A 19575-nucleotide genomic window follows, 5' to 3' on the forward strand; every position below is an offset into this window, starting at 1 on the left:
TAAAAGAAAACGAACGATTTTGTTCTTTAAAAAGAACTATAAGACCTATTATGACATTTTTCTTTGCGGGTATTATCTTTTATAATCCAATCATTAACAAAAAGAAACCATATATAACCTTTTTATGATGAAATCGGGAGGTATCTATGAATGAGAATATAGGTTTTAAGCAGCTGTTTTCTGTCATTAAAGAGAAAATGGCCCTTCTGATCCTGATTGTCCTGATCGTAACGGGTATTTCAGCCTACTATCAGTTCTATGTCTCGACTCCTGTATATCAGGCAACCACTCAAATTCTTGTTCATAAACGAAGCAGTGACGCACAAGCGAATTTAAACGATATTCAGATGAACCTTCAATATACACGTACCTTTCAAGTCCTATTAAAAAGTCCAATCGTCATTGAAAAAGTAAAAGAAACACTCAATCTCACAGAATCGGCTGAAGGATTAAAACACAAAATTGCCACAAGTACAGAAAATGAGTCTGAGGTCATAAATATTTCTGTACAAGATGAGGACCGCGCCAAGGCAGTAGCGATTGCAAATACGGCAACAAAGGTGCTGCAAGAAGAAATTAAAAAGACCATGAATATGGATCGCATTAATGTTTTGTCTGAAGCCAAGCTGTCCAACACGATTCTCGTGAATTCACGTAAATTTGTTCATATCGTTTTGGCACTAGGCGCCTCTTTATTAGGGGGAATGACACTCATTTTCTTAATGAATCTACTCGATGATACGGTCAAACGAACACATCAAATAAGAGAAGAGGTCGGATTGCCGTCGCTCGGCAGTGTCTATCAGATGCAAGCAGACAGGAGGGCAAAAAAAGACAAGCAGTCCGTCATAACGGGAGGACAGAACATTGATTTTTAAGAGGAAAAAACGAGAAAAGAGAGATTTATCCTGTATTTCTGTATTAAATCCTCACTCTGTCATTGCGGAACAATTCCGAACGATCCGAACGAACATCGAATTCACATCCATTCAGACCCGATTGAAGTCGATATTGGTGACATCCTCCTTGCCGAAGGAAGGGAAATCATTTACGGCTGCAAACTTAGCAGCTGTTTTTGCACAGCAGAAAAAGCGGGTTTTGCTCATGGATGCTGATTTGCGAAAACCAGCCATACATGAATATTTTGACCTGAGTCCGCACACTGGCTTGACGAATGTGCTTTTAAATAATTGCAGTTTGGAGGAAGCCATTTTACCTACACCGATTGAGCATTTAGAGCTGCTTCCGAGTGGGACGATTCCGCCGAATCCAGCTGAACTGCTTTCTTCCTCTGTGATGAAGCAACTATTTTATGAGATTGAGCAGCAGTATGACATGGTGATCGTTGATTCCACGCCGCTTCTGCCTGTAGCCGATGCCAAAATATTAGCGAATCGGACGGATGGGAGCATTCTTGTTGTATTAAGCGGTAAAACAAAGATCGCCGCTGTGAAGAAAGCAAAAGAAGTATTAGACGGAACAACAGGGAAACTGCTTGGGGCGATGCTAAATGGAAAGAAAGTGAAAAAGGGAAGGCACTATATGTATTAAAGAGATTGATAGGTGATGTCTCCTAATCTTTAACAACGGAGGCACTCGATCCTGCTGTGGGCATGTCTTATGCCTTAGATGCTCGTCATCGGTAGTGGGATGTGAGGACGGGTTTGATGCCCATTGTACGTAAGAATAGTGATGTTTTAAAAAGGGGGAGGAGCGTTGACTTACGCCCAAAGATTATCAATCATCGTAGCACTAGATTCGTATCTCATTTTAGTTGCTGTCTTTTTTGGCTTTCAATTTGTCCAAGAGGCGGCGTTAACCGTATATACATTTGAAATGCTCGTCATTTCTTCGCTTAGTCTGCTCATTGGGCACCATTTGTTTTCGTATATTTTTCACGTGTACAAACAAGTATGGGCATATACAGGGGTAAGGGAGTTATTTTCTTTAATGAAGACCTTTGTGTGCTCTTTTTTATTTTCAATGACGGTGCTGTACCTCTTTGTGCAGACATGGCCATTTCGGTTTTTATTCATCGTCTGGCTTTTCCATGTTTTATTCATCGGAGCATCTCGTATGGCATCCAGGCTATTTCATGATGGGGCAAAGCGGCTGCAGGAAGAAAAGGAGCGGGCACTAATCGTTGGCGCCGGATCAGCCGGGACCATGATCGTTCGTCAGCTTCAACAGTCGAGTGATGTACGTATTGAGCCTGTCGCTTTTATTGATGATGACAAGACAAAGCATAGGCTTGAAATCATGGGACTCCCCGTTCTTGGGGGGAAAGAACATATTCAAAGAGCTGTTGTGATGATGGATATTCAAAAAATCATCATCGCCATTCCATCTAAAAGCAGTCACACCTTAAAGGGGCTTTATAAGGAATGTGTAGCGACTGGAGTCAAAACACAGATTATGCCGGAAATGGAGCAGATCTTAAAAGGAACCCATGCGCTGAACCAGCTGCGGGATGTACAGCCAGAGGATTTGCTAGGAAGAGAGCCGATTCAATTAGATACAAGCCGCCTATCTGTACATTTAAAGGGGAAAACGATCATGGTGACAGGAGCAGGTGGGTCCATTGGATCAGAAATCTGTCGTCAAATTTGTGTGTTTGCCCCTCGGGCCATTGTGCTTGTGGGACATGGAGAATTTAGCATTCATTCTATTTTACTTGAGCTGAAAGAATTATATGGAGACAGCATCAGCCTCTATCCGCAAATTGCGGATATTCAAGATAAACAAAAAATGAGTGAAATCATGGGTCATTTTCAGCCGGATATGATCTATCATGCTGCGGCACATAAACATGTCCCGCTCATGGAAATCAGTCCGAAAGAAGCGGTGAAAAATAATATTATTGGAACCAAAAATGTCGCAGAAGCCGCACATGAGCACGGAGTTGAAACATTCGTCCTCATTTCCTCAGACAAAGCGGTCAATCCTGCCAATGTGATGGGAGCGACAAAGCGGTTTGCTGAAATGCTGATCATGCAAATGGGGGCAAGCAGTAACACGAAATTCGTGGCTGTACGATTTGGGAATGTACTCGGAAGCAGGGGGAGCGTCATTCCGATCTTTAAAAAACAAATTGAAAAAGGCGGGCCGGTGACAGTCACGCACCCAGCTATGACAAGATATTTTATGACGATACCGGAAGCATCACGGCTAGTCATCCAAGCAGGTGCATTAGCAGAAGGCAGACAGATCTTTGTTTTAGATATGGGGGAGCCAGTCAAAATTGTCGATCTCGCAGAAAACCTCATTCACCTCTCAGGCTACACCACAGACCAAATTCCAATCACGTTTACGGGCATGCGTCCCGGAGAGAAAATGTACGAGGAGTTACTCAACCACCATGAAAAAGCACAGAAGCAAATCTTCCCCAAAATCCACATCGGCCATGCGCTGGATGGGGACCCATATGTGCTAAACCGCTTTATTCACGAATTTGACATGATGAGTGAAGATCAATTAAGACAAGCATTATTTGCAGCCATTGAGTCGCATGATTTGTTGACTGAACCGGTGCAAAGAGAGGAGGAGACGCTTGCTAATGAAGAAAAAAGTCTTGTTTTGCGCAACGGTTGATTATCATTTTAAGGCATTCCATCTCCCGTATTTTCGGTGGTTTCAGGAACAAGGATGGGAAGTGCATACAGCGGCAAATGGCCAGCTGGAGCTGCCGCACGTGGATCAGGCGCATTCCATTCCGATTCAGCGATCTCCTTTTCATTTGCGCAACCGGCTTGCTTATGTGGAGCTGAAAAAGCTGCTTGAGAAAGAGCATTACCATTTCATTCATTGTCACACGCCGATGGGAAGTGTCATTGGCAGGCTGGCTGCCAAAGGTACACGCAAAAAAGGGACGAAGGTTCTTTACACGGCGCATGGTTTTCACTTTTGGAAGGGGGCTCCGCTTCAAAACTGGCTGTTTTATTATCCGATTGAAAGATGGCTCGTTCCATATACAGATGCGCTCATCACCATTAATGGAGAAGACTATAAAAGGGCCGATCGCCTGTCAAAAGAGAAAGTATCTGTGCATTATGTTCCCGGCATGGGTGTGGATATGAAGCGGTTTGCACCAGTTGATGATAAAGAAAAGCAGCGCCTTCGAACAGCATATGGCTTTACCCCGCAAGATTTTATCGTGCTGTGTGCTGGCGAATTAAATGACAATAAAAATCAAGGGATGCTCATCAAAGCGTGTGCTCAAGTTTACGGGCATATACCAAATGTAAAGATTGTGTTTGCGGGAGAGGGGACAAGCCGGCCGTTCTATGAAAAGCTGGTTCGGCAGTTGAATCTTGAGCCGCATGTTTATTTTGCTGGGTTTTGTCAAAAAATCGAGGAATGGATGCACATGAGTGATGTATGTGTGTCAACCAGCCTAAGAGAAGGGCTCGGCATGAATCTTCTTGAAGCGATGTCTGCTGAGAAGCCGGTCATTGCCACTGAAAATAGAGGTCACTGTGAGCTAGTCAAACATGGGGTGAATGGCTTTTTGATCAAACCGCAGGATGTAGATGTTTTAGCTGGTTATTTACAGCAGCTTTATCATAAAAAGGACCAGCTGTCCCTTATGGGAAAAGCGGGACGCTCCATGGCTCACGCATTTGCACAGGAGCAGACGGTAAGTGCCATGGAAGAGATTTATACAGCCTATATGGATCAAGTAGAGAAGGTGATGTGAGCATGCGTAAGCCGAAGGTATCTATCATCATGGGCGTCTACAATTGCCAAGAGACAGTAGAAGAAAGCATCGAATCCATTCTTCATCAAACCTATGAAAACTGGGAGCTCATCATATGTGATGACGCATCAACAGATGGCACCTATGAAAAAGTGCTTCCTTATACAAAAAGAGATCCTGAAAGAATTCGCCTCATTCGAAATGAACAGAACCAAAGACTTGCGGCCAGTTTAAATCGCTGTCTCACTGAAGCGACGGGAGAACTCATTGCAAGGCAGGATGGCGACGATGTATCAGTGCCTGTTCGTTTAGAAAAACAGGTTGATTTCCTCGATACACATCCTGAATATGATGTGGCCGGTACGGCGATGACAGTTTTTGACGAGTCGGGAACAAAGGGTGTTCGTGCCCTTGCCTCAGAGCCTGATCGAAAGGTGCTGGCAAGAGGAACACCTTTTTGTCATGGGACGATTATGATGAGGGCCTCAGCCTACAAGGCTTTAAATGGATATCGTTCTGTGAAAACAACAAGGCGAATGGAAGATATCGATCTTTGGATTCGCTTTTTTGCTGCTGGGAGGAAAGGCTTTAATTTGCAGGAGCCCTTATACATGGTGAGAGAGGATGAAGCGGCCTTTCAGCGCCGAAAATTTCGATATTCTATGGATAATGCCTGGCTCGTTTTAAAAGCATGCTGGCAATTAAAATTGTCACCGTTTGATTATCTATTTGCTCTTAAGCCAGTGGTTCGTGCCTGTATGTCACCAAAGATCATGAGGTTTTATCATCAGCGAAAGCTTGAGGTGTCGATGTTGAAAAGGAGGACGATCCGAGATGAGTGAGCCAAAGCGTGTACTGCACGTTGTGGGCGGAATGAATAGAGGCGGTGCAGAAACGATGATCATGAATATCTATCGTGCACTCGACAGGAATGTTCTTCAATTCGATTTCATCACCCACCGCAAGGACGACTGCGATTATGATGAGGAAATTCGTCAGCTCGGAGGACGAATCTTTTATGTCCCGAGTATTGGAGCGTCCTCTCCTTTGGCTTTTGTGAACACGTTGACGAAGACGATCAAGCAGACCGGCCCTTATCAGGCGGTGCATGCACATACGGACTTTCAAACTGGCTTTTCTGCCCTTGCTGCGAAACTGGCAGGTGTGAAGGTGCGCATTTGCCATTCACATAATACGGCTTGGAAACAGTCGCCAAGCTGGATTGATCACTTGATGTTCAAAGGTTTTCGACAGCTGACCTTTGCATGTTCTACCCAGCTTGCTGCCTGCGGCGAAGATGCCGGTGTTTTTTTATTTGGACAGAAGAAGATGCAAAACCGGCGAGTGGTGATTTTACCAAATGGAATTGATTTAGACCTTTTTTTTCAGTTGAAACCAGAGGCAAAGGTGGGGATGAAAAAACACCTCCATCTTGACGAAAAGAAACTGGTGATTGGTCATATTGGACGATTTCATGAGCAAAAAAATCATGTTTTTTTCATTGAACTGGCGCAGACTCTAAAGAAACAAGGGGTTTCATTTCAGCTTGTTCTTGTTGGGGATGGACCGCTCAGACAAGTCGTCGAATCGTATGCGGAAAAAGCAGGGGTAACGGAAGACATTGTGTTTACGGGTGTTGTATCGGAGGTCCCGGAGTACATGAAAGCATTTGATGTGTTTGTGATGCCTTCTTTGTTTGAAGGTCTCCCGCTCGTATTAGTGGAAGCGCAGGCATCTGGATTGCCTTGTGTGATCTCAGATCATATTACAAAGGAAGTCGATCTAGGCTGCGGGCTCGTGAAACGGCAATCACTGCGCGATTCAGCACATGAGTGGATGAAAGCAATTCTTGAAGCGTATCACGAAGAACCTCCTCTTCAAGAAACCATTACCTCTCAGCTTGGCCAAAGAGGATTTGATGTGAAACAGAACATCACTCGTGTGATGAATGTCTATGGATTGTAAGGAAGGATTGGCAGATGGCGGTTTATTTGGTGAACATGATCATGGTCTATTTATGGTCGAGCTTTGCTGCATTTTATGGCAGGCGTGATGATACCATACAAAGCGGTTGGCGGCCAAACAAGCTTCTGGTGTTTTTTCCGTTTTTATTTCTTTGTATTGTAGCGGGTATAAGGTACAAAGTAGGAACCGATTTTGTGACCTATGGGCAGATGTATGAGTACGCCGTTCATTATGAAAAGCCTTGGCATATATTTGGGTTTGGCGTAGACAAGGCTGCAACCGATCCGGGGTTTACGCTGATCTTATGGATGCTTAATCAGCTTTCACATGAGCCGCAAATCATGTATATCACAGTTGGGGGCATCACTTATTTTTTTATCATCAAGACGCTCATGCAATATGGACGGCCCTTTGAGCTTAGTATGCTGCTTTTCCTTGGCACATTTCATTATTATGCTTCGTTTAATGGCATGCGTCAGTATATGGTGGCGGCGATTCTTTTTTATGCCATCAGGTTTGTCATCAATGGTGAGTGGAAATTGTATTTTCCGCTTGTACTTGTGTGTTCGTTGTTTCATTCATCGGCACTCATGATGATCCCCGTTTATTTTATCGTCAGAACAAAGGCATGGTCATGGATGATGCTTGTTTTATGTTTGATTTTTTTAGGCTTAACGGCTCTTTATGACCGCTTTGTTTCAGTATTTGTTGTGATGCTGCAAGGGAGCTCTTACGGCCATTACGAGGAATGGCTGACAACGAATACAAATGGAATGAATGTGACGAAAATTGGTGTGCTGATTCTGCCGCTTTTGCTTGCTTTCTTTTATCGAAAACGACTTCGTGAGCTGACGCCGGAGAGTGATTATATTGTGAATTTTTGCTTGCTTGGATTCTTGTTTGGCATCCTTGCAACAAAGGATGTCATTTACGCAAGATTTCATATTTACTTTGGTCTGTATCAGCTCATTTTACTGCCATATTTCACACGCATTTTTGATCAGCGGTCCAATTTCTTTATGTATGTTGGGATTGCCGTTTGCTATATTTTGTACAGCATTATGCTAATGCCGTTTGATTCTTCCGTTTTACCGTATCGAACGATTTTTACAAAGTAGATTTGAAGAAAGGTGGGGCATAAGGTAATGCCAGCTATCAGTCTATTGGTCGCAGTCTATAATACAAGTCAATATGTGGAGCAATGCCTCCAATCAATTGCAGACCAAAGCTTTTCAAATATAGAGGTCATTCTCATCAATGATGGTTCGACGGATCATAGCGGGGAATTGCTTGAAGCGTTTGCTGCGCGTGATGAGCGATTTCGGGTGATTCACCAAGCGAACCAAGGGCTAGGAGCAGTGAGAAACCGAGGCATAGAAGAAGCAAAAGGAACGTATCTCGCCTTTATTGATTCAGATGATATGCTCGCTCCTCATTATTGTGAAGCCTTGTATGAAAAAGCCGAAATGACCGGGGCAGATCTTGTTGTCAGTGAATATTGGATTCAATTTGAGCAGTCAAACAGAACCATACCGACGACGCTTTTAGCCCATCAAAAAGCAGAGAGGGCCAGCTTAATAGAATCGTTATTACATGGAGACATCACTGGATTCTCATGGAATAAGCTGTATCGGCGTGCTTTTATCGAAGAACATCAGATCCGTTTTCCGCTGAGAGGTGAGCTTGAGAATATTGAAGATCAGTATGTCACGCTGCGCTGCTTTTCTTTATCACGTGTCATGGCCTTTGTGCATGAACCACTTTATTATTACCGGGTTCATCGATCATCCATTGTACAGCGGTATCAAAAGCAATATTTTCACCATGGACTGGCATTTTATGACACGCAGCGCTTGTTTTTAAAAGAGCATGACGAGCTGACACCATATGAGAAGGCTTTTCATGTTTTTATGGTCAATCATACGCTTCATTGTATGCTCAATGAATGGAAGAGCCAAAATTCGCTTTCATTTCAAGAAAAGCTTGATCATATGCGGGAAATGGTGACACACGAGGCGTTTCAGCATGCTGTGAAGCACGTGGAGGCATCGAAGCTGACTGTGCGAAAGCGAATGATCTTATTCTTGGCGAAACTGCAGTGGATTTATCCGCTTTCTGCGGCTGCTTCAAGCTATCAAAAATGGATAGAATATCAAACGAGAAAATCGGGGTGATGGGGTTGACATTGCAGCAATTAAAAGCACGTGCCGCAGAGTGGCTGCTCTTAAAGGTCAAGTATCCGCTTGAGTATAGACTGAGCCGCCAAAGGCTCCCAGAGCTAAGCCATCAGAAGAAAATCATTCTCACTTTGCTGCCGGCACATGACAATTTAGGTGATCATGCCATTGCTTATGCGAGCTACTGCTTTTTACAAAAGTATTTTCCAGACTATCACATCATTGAAGTGGATATGCAGGAGTTGTATCGTCTCGCACGCCCGCTGAAGCAAGCGAGGCATCCTGAAGACATCGTCTGCATTATCGGCGGGGGCAATATGGGGGATTTATACCGCTATGAAGAATGGACGAGACAATTTATCATGACCGCCTTCAAGTCCTATCCTGTGATTCAGCTTCCCGCTACTGTTCATTTTACAGAAACGAAAAGAGGGAAAAGAGAAGAACGCCGCGCTATTCGAACGTATCAACAACACCCGAGGCTCCTTCTGATGGCAAGAGATCAAACCACCTATGAATGGATGAAGCAGCATTTCCCTGATAAAGAGGTATGGAAACAGCCTGATATGGTCCTGACATTAGATGAATCATCGAACGAGCAAGCACGTGAAGGTGTGCTGCTTTGTCTGCGTGAGGATAAGGAAGCCTATCTCACCCAAGAGAAGCGAAAGCAATTACAGCAGCATATCAAAGACACGTATGATCAAGTGGGGTTCATCACAACGACAATTGGAAAACGAGTGGATCGAACGACTCGTTTAGAGGAATTATCCACTTTGTGGACGCAGTTAAGACAGGCGCAAGTCGTTGTGACAGACCGGTTACATGGCATGATCTTTTGTGCGATTACACATACACCATGTATTGTCATCAGGTCCTTTGATCATAAGGTGATGGAAGGATATGAATGGGTATCGCATCTTCCGTTTGTCACCCTTTTGAAAGAACCAAATGAGGAAGCAGTGAAAAAGGCGATTCATCAGCATATGAAAACAAGCGGTCAAAAGGGAGAGGAAGCTGGATGAAGGCCCTTAAACACTGCGTGAAGACACTATGAACCGTACGTTTCTTTACAATGTGAGTGCGAATATCATCACGTTTATCCTGATGATGCTGATGTCTGTTTGTTTAACGCCTTACATTGTTCATACACTTGGAGTGGAAGCATTTGGTCTGATTCATCTGACGCAAAATATGATCAATTATTTATCAGTTATTACGGCTTCATTAAGTGCTGTGGTTGTGCGTTTTTTTTCTGTTGCGGCTCATAAAGGAGAGATGGAACAAGCGCAGCGCTATCTCGCCTCCTATTTTGTCAGTTCTATTTTTTTATCCATCAGTCTCTTTTTGCTTTGCGTTTTATTGTCTCATCAGCTCGTTGACTGGCTTCATGTGCCCGCTTATCTCGCAAAAGACACACAGATCGCCTTTATGTTAGGGGGTCTTTTATTTATGCTCAATTTCGTCATGTCCGGTATCGGGGCTGCGCCGTTTTATGCGAATAAATTATATGTTTCAAGTGTTGGACAGGCCATCCAGATGTTTTGCAGGGCGCTTGTGATTGTGTTTTTGTTTACGGTGACGACACCCGCTATTTGGCATATTCCGCTTGCAGCCGTGATTGGGAGCTTTGCGGCTATGGGAATCGGCATCTATTATTTTAAAAAACTCATTCCTTGGTTTTCGTTTCAGTGGCGGCATGTCTCTTTATCTTCTAGTCTCACCCTTGTGCGATCAGGGGTATGGCATTCATTGGAGCAAATGGGGATTTTGTTGTTTTTACAAATTGATTTATTGATGACCAACTTGCTGATTGGGGCAGAAGCGACTGGTCAGTATGCCGCCATTTTACAATTCCCATTATTATTACGCACACTTGCAGGGACACTTGCAGTTGTGTTTGCACCGACCATAACGAAATTATATTCAAATCAAGACGAGCAGGGACTCATTCGATATGCTGCCAAAGCCATAAAGTGGAGTGGCTTATTTGTGGCATTTCCCGCGGCTCTTCTAGGAGGTCTTGCCGGCCCGCTCATGCTGCTATGGCTTGGACCAGCCTTTGAGGAACTGAAATGGCTGCTCATGATTCATGCGGCTTATTTATGTTTGACATTGATGTTTTTACCGCTGACCTATGTGCCGCCAGCCTTTAACCGATTTAAAGTTCCAGCGGTTGTCACGCTCATATTAGGCGCTTCCAATGTGCTTTTTGCCTATGGATTGACTCAGCTGCTTCAGCTTGGCTTATACGGCATTGCATCAGCGGGAGCGATTGTTTTATTGATGAAAAATATCGTGTTTCTCCCATTTTATACGGCCAAGATCACAAAACAGAAAAGCACCATCTTTTACAAACATACAGTCGTTCCGCTATTAGGAGCTGTATTCATTTGGGGCTTCTGCGCTTGCATTCAGGCTGTGTATGACGTGACCTCGTGGTGGGAGCTCTTTTGTATTGGTGGAATTGGTTTTATTCTCTACATGGGCTATTTGTATCTATTGGCAGGAACAAAACAAGAGCGGATACAGCTGATGCGTAAGGTGAAACAAGCTGCCGCTGCACGAGCTGTCTCCCGCTAGTGTGAAAAGGAGATGCAATGATGAAAAGAATAATAGATGTGGTCGTGGCACTGACTCTGCTCATCGCAGGTAGCCCTCTTTTCCTTCTCATGTATGGACTCATTAGGTGGAAAATCGGGGCTCCTGTGGTGTTTCGGCAGGAACGGCCTGGTCTGCATGGCCGGCCATTTATGCTGTATAAATTTCGAACGATGACTGATGAATGCGATGAACAGGGTGTGCTGCTTCCAGATCATCTTCGATTAACAAAAACGGGCGCCTTGATTCGCAAGCTCAGTCTTGATGAATTGCCGCAGTTGGTCAATGTGCTGAAAGGAGAGCTCAGCCTCGTTGGACCAAGACCTCTTTTAATGGAGTATTTACCGATGTACACAGAGGAGCAGGCTAAGCGCCACCTTGTGAAGCCTGGTATTACTGGATGGGCGCAGGTGAATGGAAGGAACACGCTCTCCTGGGAGGAAAAATTCACCTATGACCTCTGGTATGTTGAGCATCAATCGTTTTGGCTTGATTTGAAAATTTTATGGATGACTTTGCTGAAAGTCATCAAAACAGAGGGGGTGCAGCAGCCGCATCATGCAACAGCCGAAAAATTCAAAGGGACCGATACGTAAAGCGCAGCCCATTGGCTTAATTGGGGCTGGCGGGCATAGCAAGGTCATTCAGGATTTGATTTTTTCGCATCCTGATTACTCATTGTGTACTGTATTAGACGATCAGTTTGCTCAGGCGGTCACTCAAAGCGGCATTCTTTATGCACCGATCTCCATGAGTCAAATGCTAAGAGAGGAAATGCCCCATACGAAATGGCTGATTGCCATTGGACAAAATGAAATGAGACAGATGATCAAGGAACGTCTCTCGTTTAAAGACACGGCATTTGCCACACTGATTCATCCAGACGCCGTCATAAGTCCATCATCCAAGATTGGAAGAGGAACTGTGGTGATGACAAAGGCGGTTGTCCAAGCAGATGCAGTCATCGGTGAACATGCGATTATCAACACTGGCTCGATCGTGGAGCATGACTGCTTACTTGGAGCCTTTGTTCACCTTTCACCGGGAGCTGTGCTTACCGGCTGTGTTTCCGCGCGTGAGGGAGCCCATATTGGGGCAGGGGCTGTTGTGACACCTGGTACATCCATTGGAAGCTGGTCAATCATTGGTGCAGGAGCAGCAGTGACCCGAGATATACACGATCAGAAAGTCGCTGTAGGTGTTCCTGCAATTGAGATCAAAGATCGGAGAGAGGGCGGGAAATGATGAAAGAAAAGAACCGAATCTACTTATCTCCTCCTCATATGAGTGGAAAGGAAGGCTTGAAAATAGAGGAAGCCTTTAAGAGCAATTGGATTGCGCCTTTAGGACCGCTTGTGAATGAATTTGAGCAAATGGTCGCGAACTATGCAGGGGTGAAGAAAGGAGCAGCTTTATCTTCAGGAACAGCAGCCATTCATCTTGCCTTAAAACTCATTGGCGTTCAAAAGGGAGATGTTGTCTTTTGTTCTACCCTTACATTTGTGGCAAGTGCAAATCCTATTTTATATGAACAAGCAGTGCCTGTTTTTATTGATTCAGAAAGAGAGACATGGAATATGTGTCCGCTTGCGTTAGAGAAAGCCTTTGTTGAAACAAAACGTCTTGGGAAAAGACCTCGGGCGGTCATTGTCGTTCATTTATACGGCCAAAGTGCGAAAATGGATGAGATCATAGCGCTGTGTGAGGCATATGATGTGCCCATCATTGAAGATGCTGCTGAATCGTTAGGGGCTATGTATAAAGGAAGAAAAAGCGGCTCAATGGGCAGGTTCGGTGTTTACTCTTTTAATGGAAATAAAATCATGACAACATCAGGAGGCGGAATGCTGGTGAGTGATGATGAAGCTGCCATCGAACGCTGCCATTTCCTCGCCTCACAGGCAAGAGAACGTGCGATGCATTATGAGCATCAAGAGGTGGGGTACAACTATCGCATGAGCAACCTGCTCGCAGGTGTAGGGATTGCCCAAATGGACGTGTTAGACGAGCGTGTTCAGCAAAAGCGGCGCATTTTCCAGCGTTATCATGACGCTTTATCCGATGTTGAAGGCATTCATTTTATGCCGGAATATCAAGAGACGAAGTCCAACCGCTGGCTGACGACATTAACCATTGATCGTGATACGCAGATTTCTCCAGTCGAGATCATTGATTTGCTGGAAGAAGAGCAGATCGAAGCGAGGCGTGTATGGAAGCCGCTGCACAGGCAGCCGCTCTTTCATGATTGTCCTTTTTATACAGCCGCTACGGGGATTCCTGCCTCGGAATTGTTATTTGAGACAGGGCTTTGTCTGCCATCTGGAACAAGCATGACAGAGGCTGAACAGGAGCGCGTCATTGACACATTGCATGGTGCTCTGCATAAGAAAGCATGTACCTCTATCAAGGCAGCTCGTACATAAGCAGTTTGCCTTTTCTCAATTGATGAAATCAAACGGAATAGGTACTGTCAGTTCGTTTCAATTATGAAATTGACAATGGTGTACGCCCTTCTTGATTGCGCAATCACGGGCTATGGTTTGCCTTTATCCTGTGTATACTGCGGGGCGGTCCGGCTTTTTGATGATGTACAAATCAAAGCTGGATCAAAAGCGTTTCCTGCATGACAAACACCCTTTGCAATCGAGGCAAAGGGTGCTGTTTTTCGCCCATTTATTCGCTTTCTTTTTTCACCTTTTGATAAGCTTCATCAAGATGCTGAATTCGTTTCAACACAACAGCATTTTTGGTCAATTGGTCCTGAACCAGTGTAGAAACCACCGAGCGGTAGTAAGCATTCATGGCATGCACCTTGTCCTCGTGTTGATTCATGGCAATATGCTGTTTCAAGTTGTCGACAAAGTATGGAACAGAAAAAAGTTCAGACATGGAAATCACTCCTATTTCATATATACGGTCCGTCAATCTTCATGTAAAATGAGGAGAGGGAGGGGAGACAATGAGCCTTAAACTGCAACAAGAACAAGTATTAAAGCATGTGCTCACACAAGAACTCAGGCAGGCCATTACGTTGCTGCAATTGAATTGTGCAGAGCTGGGCGAGTATCTTGACCAGCTAGCGCTTGAGAACCCTCTGATTGAGCGGAAAGACACGGACAGCTATCAACCAGTTTATCATAAAAGAACGCAAGATCGAATGACAGAGCCGTATCGTTCGCACCAAAAAGAAAGCCTGCAAATGTATTTAAAGAGACAGGCCATTGATTTGAATTTAAGTGAAAAGAATCAAAGAATCTTTCACTTTATGATTGAGTCCATTGATTCCAATGGCTACCTAAATGAACCGGTTGATCAAATGGCCGCTGTTTTGGAGGCTTCTTCAGAAGAAGTAGAAGCCGTTCTTCATCAGCTTCAATCATTAGAGCCTGCCGGTATTGGCGCAAGATCATTGCAAGAATGCATTCTGCTTCAGCTTAGAAGAAAAAAGGACCGCTGGTATGAGGCCGAGCGGATCATCGAAGAGCATTTCTTTCTTTTCGCAAGAAAGGCTTGGAAGGAAATTGCTTCAAAAACAGGCATTCCGATGAAAACACTTCAAGCGATACAAGATGAGGTGTCACTCCTTGAACCACGACCAGGCCTTCATTTTTCTTACGAGGAACAGCATGTGTATATAGAGCCCGATGTGTTTATTACTGCTATGCAAGATCACATTACATTTGAGCTGAACCAGCGTGCCTTTCCGGACATTGAAATGAATCAAGCGTACTTCGCCATGATTCAAGATCGAAAGCGGCATGAAGCATATGCGTATTTAAAGGAAAAAGAGCAGCAGTACAATTGGCTTGTTCAAGCGCTTAAACAGAGAAAACAAACGATGACAAATGTCGTTCGTGAGATTATCTTACAACAGACTGATTTTTTCCTTACCGGGAAGCATAAAATGAAACCGCTTACGATGAAGCGGATTGCAGATATTTTACAAGTGCATGAGTCGACAGTGAGCCGAACCGTCAAAGGGAAAATGGTGCAAACCCCTTATGGATTAATGGAAATGAAACAATTTTTCCAAGCGAAACTAGAGGGGCATTCGCTAGAAGAAGCGTCCAGCTACACAGTGAAGACCCACATTGCCGAGCTGATTCAATCGGAAAATAAGAAAAAACCGTATTCGGATCAGCAAATCATGACGTTGCTTCAGCAAACCTTTGGTATTCGCGTGTCGCGCAGGACCATTGCAAAATATCGTGAACAAATGAACCTTCCGTCATCCACACAGCGGAAGCGCTATGATTAAAAAGAAGCACATGCCAGAAAAATGGCTCGTGCTTCTTTTTTGATGAGAAAAAGACCGCTTGAAGATTTCTTGAGAATTGAGAAAAGGGGAGACGTGTGATCTGAAATTTTGGGGTAAAGTATAAGATAGGGCATGAGCCGAAGGATAGACAACGGTGATGAGGTGAGACCAATTGAAATATAAACAAATCAAAACGAAAAAAATATATGAAGAAATAGCGGATGCATTAGTTGAATCCATTCGTACGGGTGAGCTTCTACCAGGGGAAAAATTAGATTCGGTTCAAGCGCTCTCTGAAAACTTTCAAGTCAGTCGTTCCGCTGTGAGAGAGGCGCTGTCCGCTCTGAAAGCGATCGGATTAATAGAGATGAAGCAAGGAGAAGGCACATATGTGAAGCAGTTCGATCCTGAACAGCTCGCATTTTGTACATCTCCTGCTTTTTTGATGAAGCAGCAAGATATAGCGCAACTTTTTGAAGTGAGGGCAATCATTGAAGCAGGTGCTGTCAAAAAGGCGGCGCTGCTGAGAACAGACGAGGACCTTCATCGCCTGCGTGATGCACTCGAACAAATGAAGCTGGCAGAAGCTCATCAAGAAATGGGGGAAGAGGCAGACCTCACATTTCATCTTGCCTTAGCCAAAGCCTCGAAGAATGGTGTACTAGAGACATTAATGAGTCAGGTTTCAACCTTGTTAATAGAAACGATGCGAGAAACGAGAAAAGCTGTACTGTTCTCAAAGAAAGCCTCCATACGGCAGCTTTACAAAGACCATGAGCAAATTTATCAAGCCGTCATGGCCAAACAGCCAGAAGAAGCAGAGAGAGCGATGCTCACACATTTGGAAAATGTAGAAAGACGTCTCGGCGACGTGCAACAAGAACAGGGAAGAAAGCCAGATATACAACAATAGCTGTGCCCCATAAGGGCACAGCCAGCGTGTAGACAAACCCTCGCATTCTTTGTCAACAATCTGTGAGCTGTGCCCCATAAGGGCACAGCTCTATTATTGACGAGTAATATGCAGTTTTTTCATTCGATATTGCAGACTTTGCCTGCTCATGCCCAGTATCTTTGCAGTCTGTGAAATATTGTCGTCCATTTGATTTAAGTAATGGACGATATATTGTTTTTCAAAGCGTTCCATTTGGGTTTGAAAATCAGTCGTCTGTTCCGAGCTTGTGTAGATAAAGGTATCAGCTGCTGATGGTTGCTGCACAGGACTCACCTGCATGTGTTCAGCAGGACGACCTTCCCTATGCTTGAATCTGAAATGATAGGGAAGATGCTGCAAGCTTAAGTATGCTTCATCCATCATCATATTCATCCCAGCCTCAATCACATGCTCCAGCTCTCTGACATTGCCTGGCCAATCATAAGCCTGAAACAGAGCAAGCACCTCTTCATCAGCCGCCTTCACATTCATTTGAAACAGCTCATTATATTTTTGAATAAAATGCATGACAAACGTAGGGATGTCTTCTTTTCGCTCAGAAAGCGGGGGGATAAACAAGGTGACAATTCCTAATCGGTAAAATAAATCCTTTCGCATCCGTCCACTCGCAATCGCATCCACAGGGTCCTCATTCATATTGGCAATTACTCTCACATCAACGGCAATTTCTTTTGTGCTGCCTAACCTTCTCACGCGCTTCTCCTGCAAGACGCGCAATAGTTTTGCTTGAAGAGCCGGGTGTAAGGAATTGATTTCATCTAAAAGCAGTGTCCCTCCTTGTGCTTGTTCGAATAGACCGGGCTGATCTGTTGCGCCTGTAAAAGCCCCTTTTTGCGTTCCGAACAGCAGACTTTCAATAAGGTTATCAGGAAGCGCCGCACAGTTTTGGGTAATAAATGGTCCGGATGAACGACTGCTGCCATTATGAATGCTTTGTGCAAACAGTTCTTTCCCTGTCCCTGTTTCTCCAACAATCAGCACATAAGATGAGGTGCGTGTGGCTCGTTTCGCATGCTCGATGACTTCTAAAAATGCAGGACTCTCCCCAATAATTGAATCAAATGTAAAGCGTGTGTTTCCTTTTTTCTTCATATTGTGATGAATCAGCCGTTCGAGCTTGGTGACGTCATTCGAAATTTCAACCGCTCCTTGAATCAAACCGTCTCGAACGAGCGGGTATGTATGGTTAATGGTTGTGATTTCTTTTCCATTGTAGTTGTGATATGTCTGCTTTGCATGAACCGTTTGTTTTCCCGTTCGTAGCGCTTGGACAAGTGTGCTGTGCATCTCGTCTTGAAAGACAAAGAGGTCTAATACATTTTTATAAAGGACATCAGAGCGTTTTAAAGATTCGATCTCCATCATTTTTTTATTATAAACAATGGTATTGCCATTTTCGTCAATGGCGTGCACCCCGACATCAATTAAATCGAGCATTTGTTTATACAGATCAATCTCATTTTCAAGTTTTTCGACATGGTGCTCTTTTTTCATTTACGCCACCCCCCAGACCTTTCCCTCTATTTTACATGAAATATTTTGCGGTTTCCTCTTAAAAATTTTGCATATGCAAAATATTTTTGCGTTAAAGGCAAGATAAAACCTAGGAACGAAGCGATTACAAAGTTGGCACAATCCTTGCATAATATAAGAGTGAAGATGAACCCAATGGAAAAAGGCAAGCTTATTGAAGGAGGATAACATGATGACACAGACAAATGAATTGATTCAACAAACAGAACAATATGGTGCTGCGAACTATCATCCGCTGCCAATTGTGATTTCAGAGGCTGAGGGCGTGTGGGTGACTGACCCTGAAGGCAATCGATACATGGATATGCTTAGTGCGTATTCCGCAGTCAATCAAGGACATCGGCATCCCCGTATTATTGAGGCACTCAAAACACAAGCAGACCGTGTGACACTGACATCGAGAGCCTTCCATAATGATCAGCTTGGTCCTTGGTATGAGAAAATTTGCAAACTGACGAATAAAGATATGGCGTTGCCGATGAATACAGGAGCGGAGGCTGTGGAGACGGCTGTAAAGGCAGCAAGGCGCTGGGGCTATGATGTAAAGGGCATTGAAGAGAATCGCGCAGAAATCATTGCATGTACCGGGAATTTTCATGGCCGTACGATGACGGCTGTGTCACTTTCTTCTGAAACAGAATATCAAAGAGGTTTTGGTCCGATGCTTCCGGGCATTAAGCTCGTCCCTTATGGAGATCTGGATGCGCTGCGTGAAGCAATCACTCCGCAAACAGCGGCTTTTCTCATTGAGCCGATTCAAGGGGAAGCGGGCATTATCATGCCGCCAGAGGGCTTCTTGAAAGAAGCAAAGGCACTATGTGAGAAGGAGAATGTTTTATTTATTGCAGATGAAATTCAAGTAGGATTAGCACGAACGGGTAAGATGTTCGCATGTGACTGGGAAGAAATTGAGCCTGATATGCTGATTCTGGGTAAAGCACTTGGCGGCGGGGTATTCCCGATCTCATGTGTTGTAGCAAACCGTGATATTTTAGGCGTGTTTAATCCGGGGTCTCATGGGTCTACATTTGGTGGAAATCCTCTCGCATGTGCAGTGTCACTTGCTGCACTGGATGTTTTAATTGACGAGAAGTTAGCAGAGCGTTCAAAGGAGCTTGGCGAATATTTCAAAGACAAACTGTCACGCATTCAAAGCCCTGTCATTAAGGAAGTGCGCGGGCGCGGACTATTTATCGGCATGGAGCTGCATGAGGCAGCTAGACCATATTGTGAGAAGCTCAAGCAAGCAGGGCTGTTATGCAAGGAAACCCATGAGACAGTAATTCGATTTGCACCGCCGCTCACCATTTCAAAAGAAGACTTAGACTGGGCGATCAATCATATTGAAGCATTGTTTCAAGCATAAAGGGTGCAAGGGAGAAGCCTCAAA

18 protein-coding genes are annotated in these 19575 nt (G+C 44.3%); 16 read left to right on the top strand and 2 right to left on the bottom strand.

Features of this window, described 5'->3' with window-relative positions:
- The first annotated feature begins 146 nt into the window (after nucleotides 1-146).
- From BK049_RS11370 to BK049_RS11430, 13 genes are all read left to right on the top strand, one after another.
- The gene (locus tag BK049_RS11370; protein WP_071168533.1) at nucleotides 147-878 is read left to right on the top strand and encodes a YveK family protein; all 732 of its coding nucleotides are present in this window, start codon (nucleotides 147-149) and stop codon (nucleotides 876-878) included.
- On the top strand, nucleotides 868-1551 hold the full coding sequence (locus BK049_RS11375; RefSeq protein ID WP_008361201.1) for a CpsD/CapB family tyrosine-protein kinase: 684 nt from the start codon (nucleotides 868-870) through the stop codon (nucleotides 1549-1551). The genes BK049_RS11370 and BK049_RS11375 overlap by 11 nt, the downstream gene beginning before the upstream one ends.
- Before the next feature lie 165 nt (nucleotides 1552-1716).
- Complete coding sequence (locus BK049_RS11380) at nucleotides 1717-3591, top strand: polysaccharide biosynthesis protein (RefSeq protein ID WP_071168534.1); 1875 nt, start codon at nucleotides 1717-1719, stop codon at nucleotides 3589-3591.
- A complete protein-coding gene (locus BK049_RS11385) occupies nucleotides 3557-4696 on the top strand; it encodes a glycosyltransferase family 4 protein (RefSeq protein ID WP_071168535.1) in 1140 nt (379 codons plus the stop codon). The genes BK049_RS11380 and BK049_RS11385 overlap by 35 nt, the downstream gene beginning before the upstream one ends.
- 2 nt (nucleotides 4697-4698) lie before the next feature.
- A complete protein-coding gene (gene epsE, locus BK049_RS11390; RefSeq protein WP_008361207.1) occupies nucleotides 4699-5538 on the top strand; it encodes a glycosyltransferase EpsE in 840 nt (279 codons plus the stop codon).
- Nucleotides 5531-6661, top strand: coding sequence for a glycosyltransferase family 1 protein (locus tag BK049_RS11395; RefSeq protein ID WP_008361209.1), 1131 nt, complete (start codon nucleotides 5531-5533; stop codon nucleotides 6659-6661). The genes epsE and BK049_RS11395 overlap by 8 nt, the downstream gene beginning before the upstream one ends.
- 14 nt (nucleotides 6662-6675) lie before the next feature.
- Nucleotides 6676-7779, top strand: coding sequence for an EpsG family protein (locus tag BK049_RS11400; protein ID WP_008361210.1), 1104 nt, complete (start codon nucleotides 6676-6678; stop codon nucleotides 7777-7779).
- Nucleotides 7780-7806: 27 nt separating this feature from the next.
- Nucleotides 7807-8835, top strand: a complete 1029-nt coding sequence (locus tag BK049_RS11405; RefSeq protein WP_071168536.1) for a glycosyltransferase family 2 protein — start codon at nucleotides 7807-7809, stop codon at nucleotides 8833-8835.
- A complete protein-coding gene (locus BK049_RS11410; RefSeq protein WP_071168537.1) occupies nucleotides 8835-9863 on the top strand; it encodes a polysaccharide pyruvyl transferase family protein in 1029 nt (342 codons plus the stop codon). The genes BK049_RS11405 and BK049_RS11410 overlap by 1 nt, the downstream gene beginning before the upstream one ends.
- Nucleotides 9864-9891: 28 nt before the next feature.
- Nucleotides 9892-11421, top strand: a complete 1530-nt coding sequence (locus BK049_RS11415) for an MATE family efflux transporter (protein ID WP_071168538.1) — start codon at nucleotides 9892-9894, stop codon at nucleotides 11419-11421.
- A 20-nt stretch (nucleotides 11422-11441) separates the two neighbouring features.
- Nucleotides 11442-12035, top strand: coding sequence for a sugar transferase (locus BK049_RS11420; RefSeq protein WP_008361217.1), 594 nt, complete (start codon nucleotides 11442-11444; stop codon nucleotides 12033-12035).
- Entirely contained in the window at nucleotides 11998-12684 is a 687-nt protein-coding gene (locus tag BK049_RS11425; RefSeq protein ID WP_008361219.1) for an acetyltransferase, read from the top strand. The genes BK049_RS11420 and BK049_RS11425 overlap by 38 nt, the downstream gene beginning before the upstream one ends.
- Complete coding sequence (locus tag BK049_RS11430; protein ID WP_071169227.1) at nucleotides 12684-13862, top strand: DegT/DnrJ/EryC1/StrS family aminotransferase; 1179 nt, start codon at nucleotides 12684-12686, stop codon at nucleotides 13860-13862. Before BK049_RS11425 ends, BK049_RS11430 begins: the two co-directional genes overlap by 1 nt.
- A gap of 250 nt (nucleotides 13863-14112) precedes the next feature.
- Here BK049_RS11430 and yvfG read toward each other — a convergent pair whose 3' ends face one another.
- Nucleotides 14113-14328 (bottom strand): protein YvfG, encoded by a 216-nt coding sequence (yvfG, locus tag BK049_RS11435; RefSeq protein WP_008361224.1) that lies wholly within the window; start codon nucleotides 14326-14328, stop codon nucleotides 14113-14115.
- Nucleotides 14329-14398: 70 nt separating this feature from the next.
- Between yvfG and rpoN the strand changes: the two genes are divergently transcribed.
- Nucleotides 14399-15697, top strand: a complete 1299-nt coding sequence (gene rpoN, locus BK049_RS11440; protein ID WP_071168539.1) for an RNA polymerase factor sigma-54 — start codon at nucleotides 14399-14401, stop codon at nucleotides 15695-15697.
- A 172-nt stretch (nucleotides 15698-15869) separates the two neighbouring features.
- Complete coding sequence (locus BK049_RS11445) at nucleotides 15870-16610, top strand: FadR/GntR family transcriptional regulator (protein WP_071168540.1); 741 nt, start codon at nucleotides 15870-15872, stop codon at nucleotides 16608-16610.
- A gap of 93 nt (nucleotides 16611-16703) precedes the next feature.
- On the opposite strand, the gene BK049_RS11450 is transcribed toward BK049_RS11445, so the two are convergent.
- Complete coding sequence (locus BK049_RS11450; protein WP_008358263.1) at nucleotides 16704-18146, bottom strand: sigma-54 interaction domain-containing protein; 1443 nt, start codon at nucleotides 18144-18146, stop codon at nucleotides 16704-16706.
- Between the two features lie 211 nt (nucleotides 18147-18357).
- Between BK049_RS11450 and BK049_RS11455 the strand changes: the two genes are divergently transcribed.
- Nucleotides 18358-19551, top strand: a complete 1194-nt coding sequence (locus BK049_RS11455; protein WP_071168541.1) for an ornithine--oxo-acid transaminase — start codon at nucleotides 18358-18360, stop codon at nucleotides 19549-19551.
- Nucleotides 19552-19575: the final 24 nt, after the last annotated feature.

The organism is Bacillus xiamenensis (genome assembly GCF_001857925.1).
Classification (GTDB): Bacteria; Bacillota; Bacilli; order Bacillales; family Bacillaceae; genus Bacillus; species Bacillus xiamenensis.

Coding starts and splice junctions, on each gene's coding strand:
- epsE (WP_008361207.1), top strand. CDS start 4,699: ATGCGTAAGCCGAAGGTATCTATCATCATGGGCGTCTACAATTGCCAA.
- BK049_RS11415 (WP_071168538.1), top strand. CDS start 9,892: ATGAACCGTACGTTTCTTTACAATGTGAGTGCGAATATCATCACGTTT.
- BK049_RS11425 (WP_008361219.1), top strand. CDS start 11,998: ATGCAACAGCCGAAAAATTCAAAGGGACCGATACGTAAAGCGCAGCCC.
- BK049_RS11420 (WP_008361217.1), top strand. CDS start 11,442: ATGAAAAGAATAATAGATGTGGTCGTGGCACTGACTCTGCTCATCGCA.
- rpoN (WP_071168539.1), top strand. CDS start 14,399: ATGAGCCTTAAACTGCAACAAGAACAAGTATTAAAGCATGTGCTCACA.
- BK049_RS11450 (WP_008358263.1), bottom strand. CDS start 18,146: ATGAAAAAAGAGCACCATGTCGAAAAACTTGAAAATGAGATTGATCTG.
- BK049_RS11385 (WP_071168535.1), top strand. CDS start 3,557: ATGAAGAAAAAAGTCTTGTTTTGCGCAACGGTTGATTATCATTTTAAG.
- BK049_RS11400 (WP_008361210.1), top strand. CDS start 6,676: ATGGCGGTTTATTTGGTGAACATGATCATGGTCTATTTATGGTCGAGC.
- BK049_RS11410 (WP_071168537.1), top strand. CDS start 8,835: ATGGGGTTGACATTGCAGCAATTAAAAGCACGTGCCGCAGAGTGGCTG.
- BK049_RS11430 (WP_071169227.1), top strand. CDS start 12,684: ATGAAAGAAAAGAACCGAATCTACTTATCTCCTCCTCATATGAGTGGA.
- BK049_RS11455 (WP_071168541.1), top strand. CDS start 18,358: ATGACACAGACAAATGAATTGATTCAACAAACAGAACAATATGGTGCT.
- BK049_RS11370 (WP_071168533.1), top strand. CDS start 147: ATGAATGAGAATATAGGTTTTAAGCAGCTGTTTTCTGTCATTAAAGAG.
- BK049_RS11395 (WP_008361209.1), top strand. CDS start 5,531: ATGAGTGAGCCAAAGCGTGTACTGCACGTTGTGGGCGGAATGAATAGA.
- yvfG (WP_008361224.1), bottom strand. CDS start 14,328: ATGTCTGAACTTTTTTCTGTTCCATACTTTGTCGACAACTTGAAACAG.
- BK049_RS11405 (WP_071168536.1), top strand. CDS start 7,807: ATGCCAGCTATCAGTCTATTGGTCGCAGTCTATAATACAAGTCAATAT.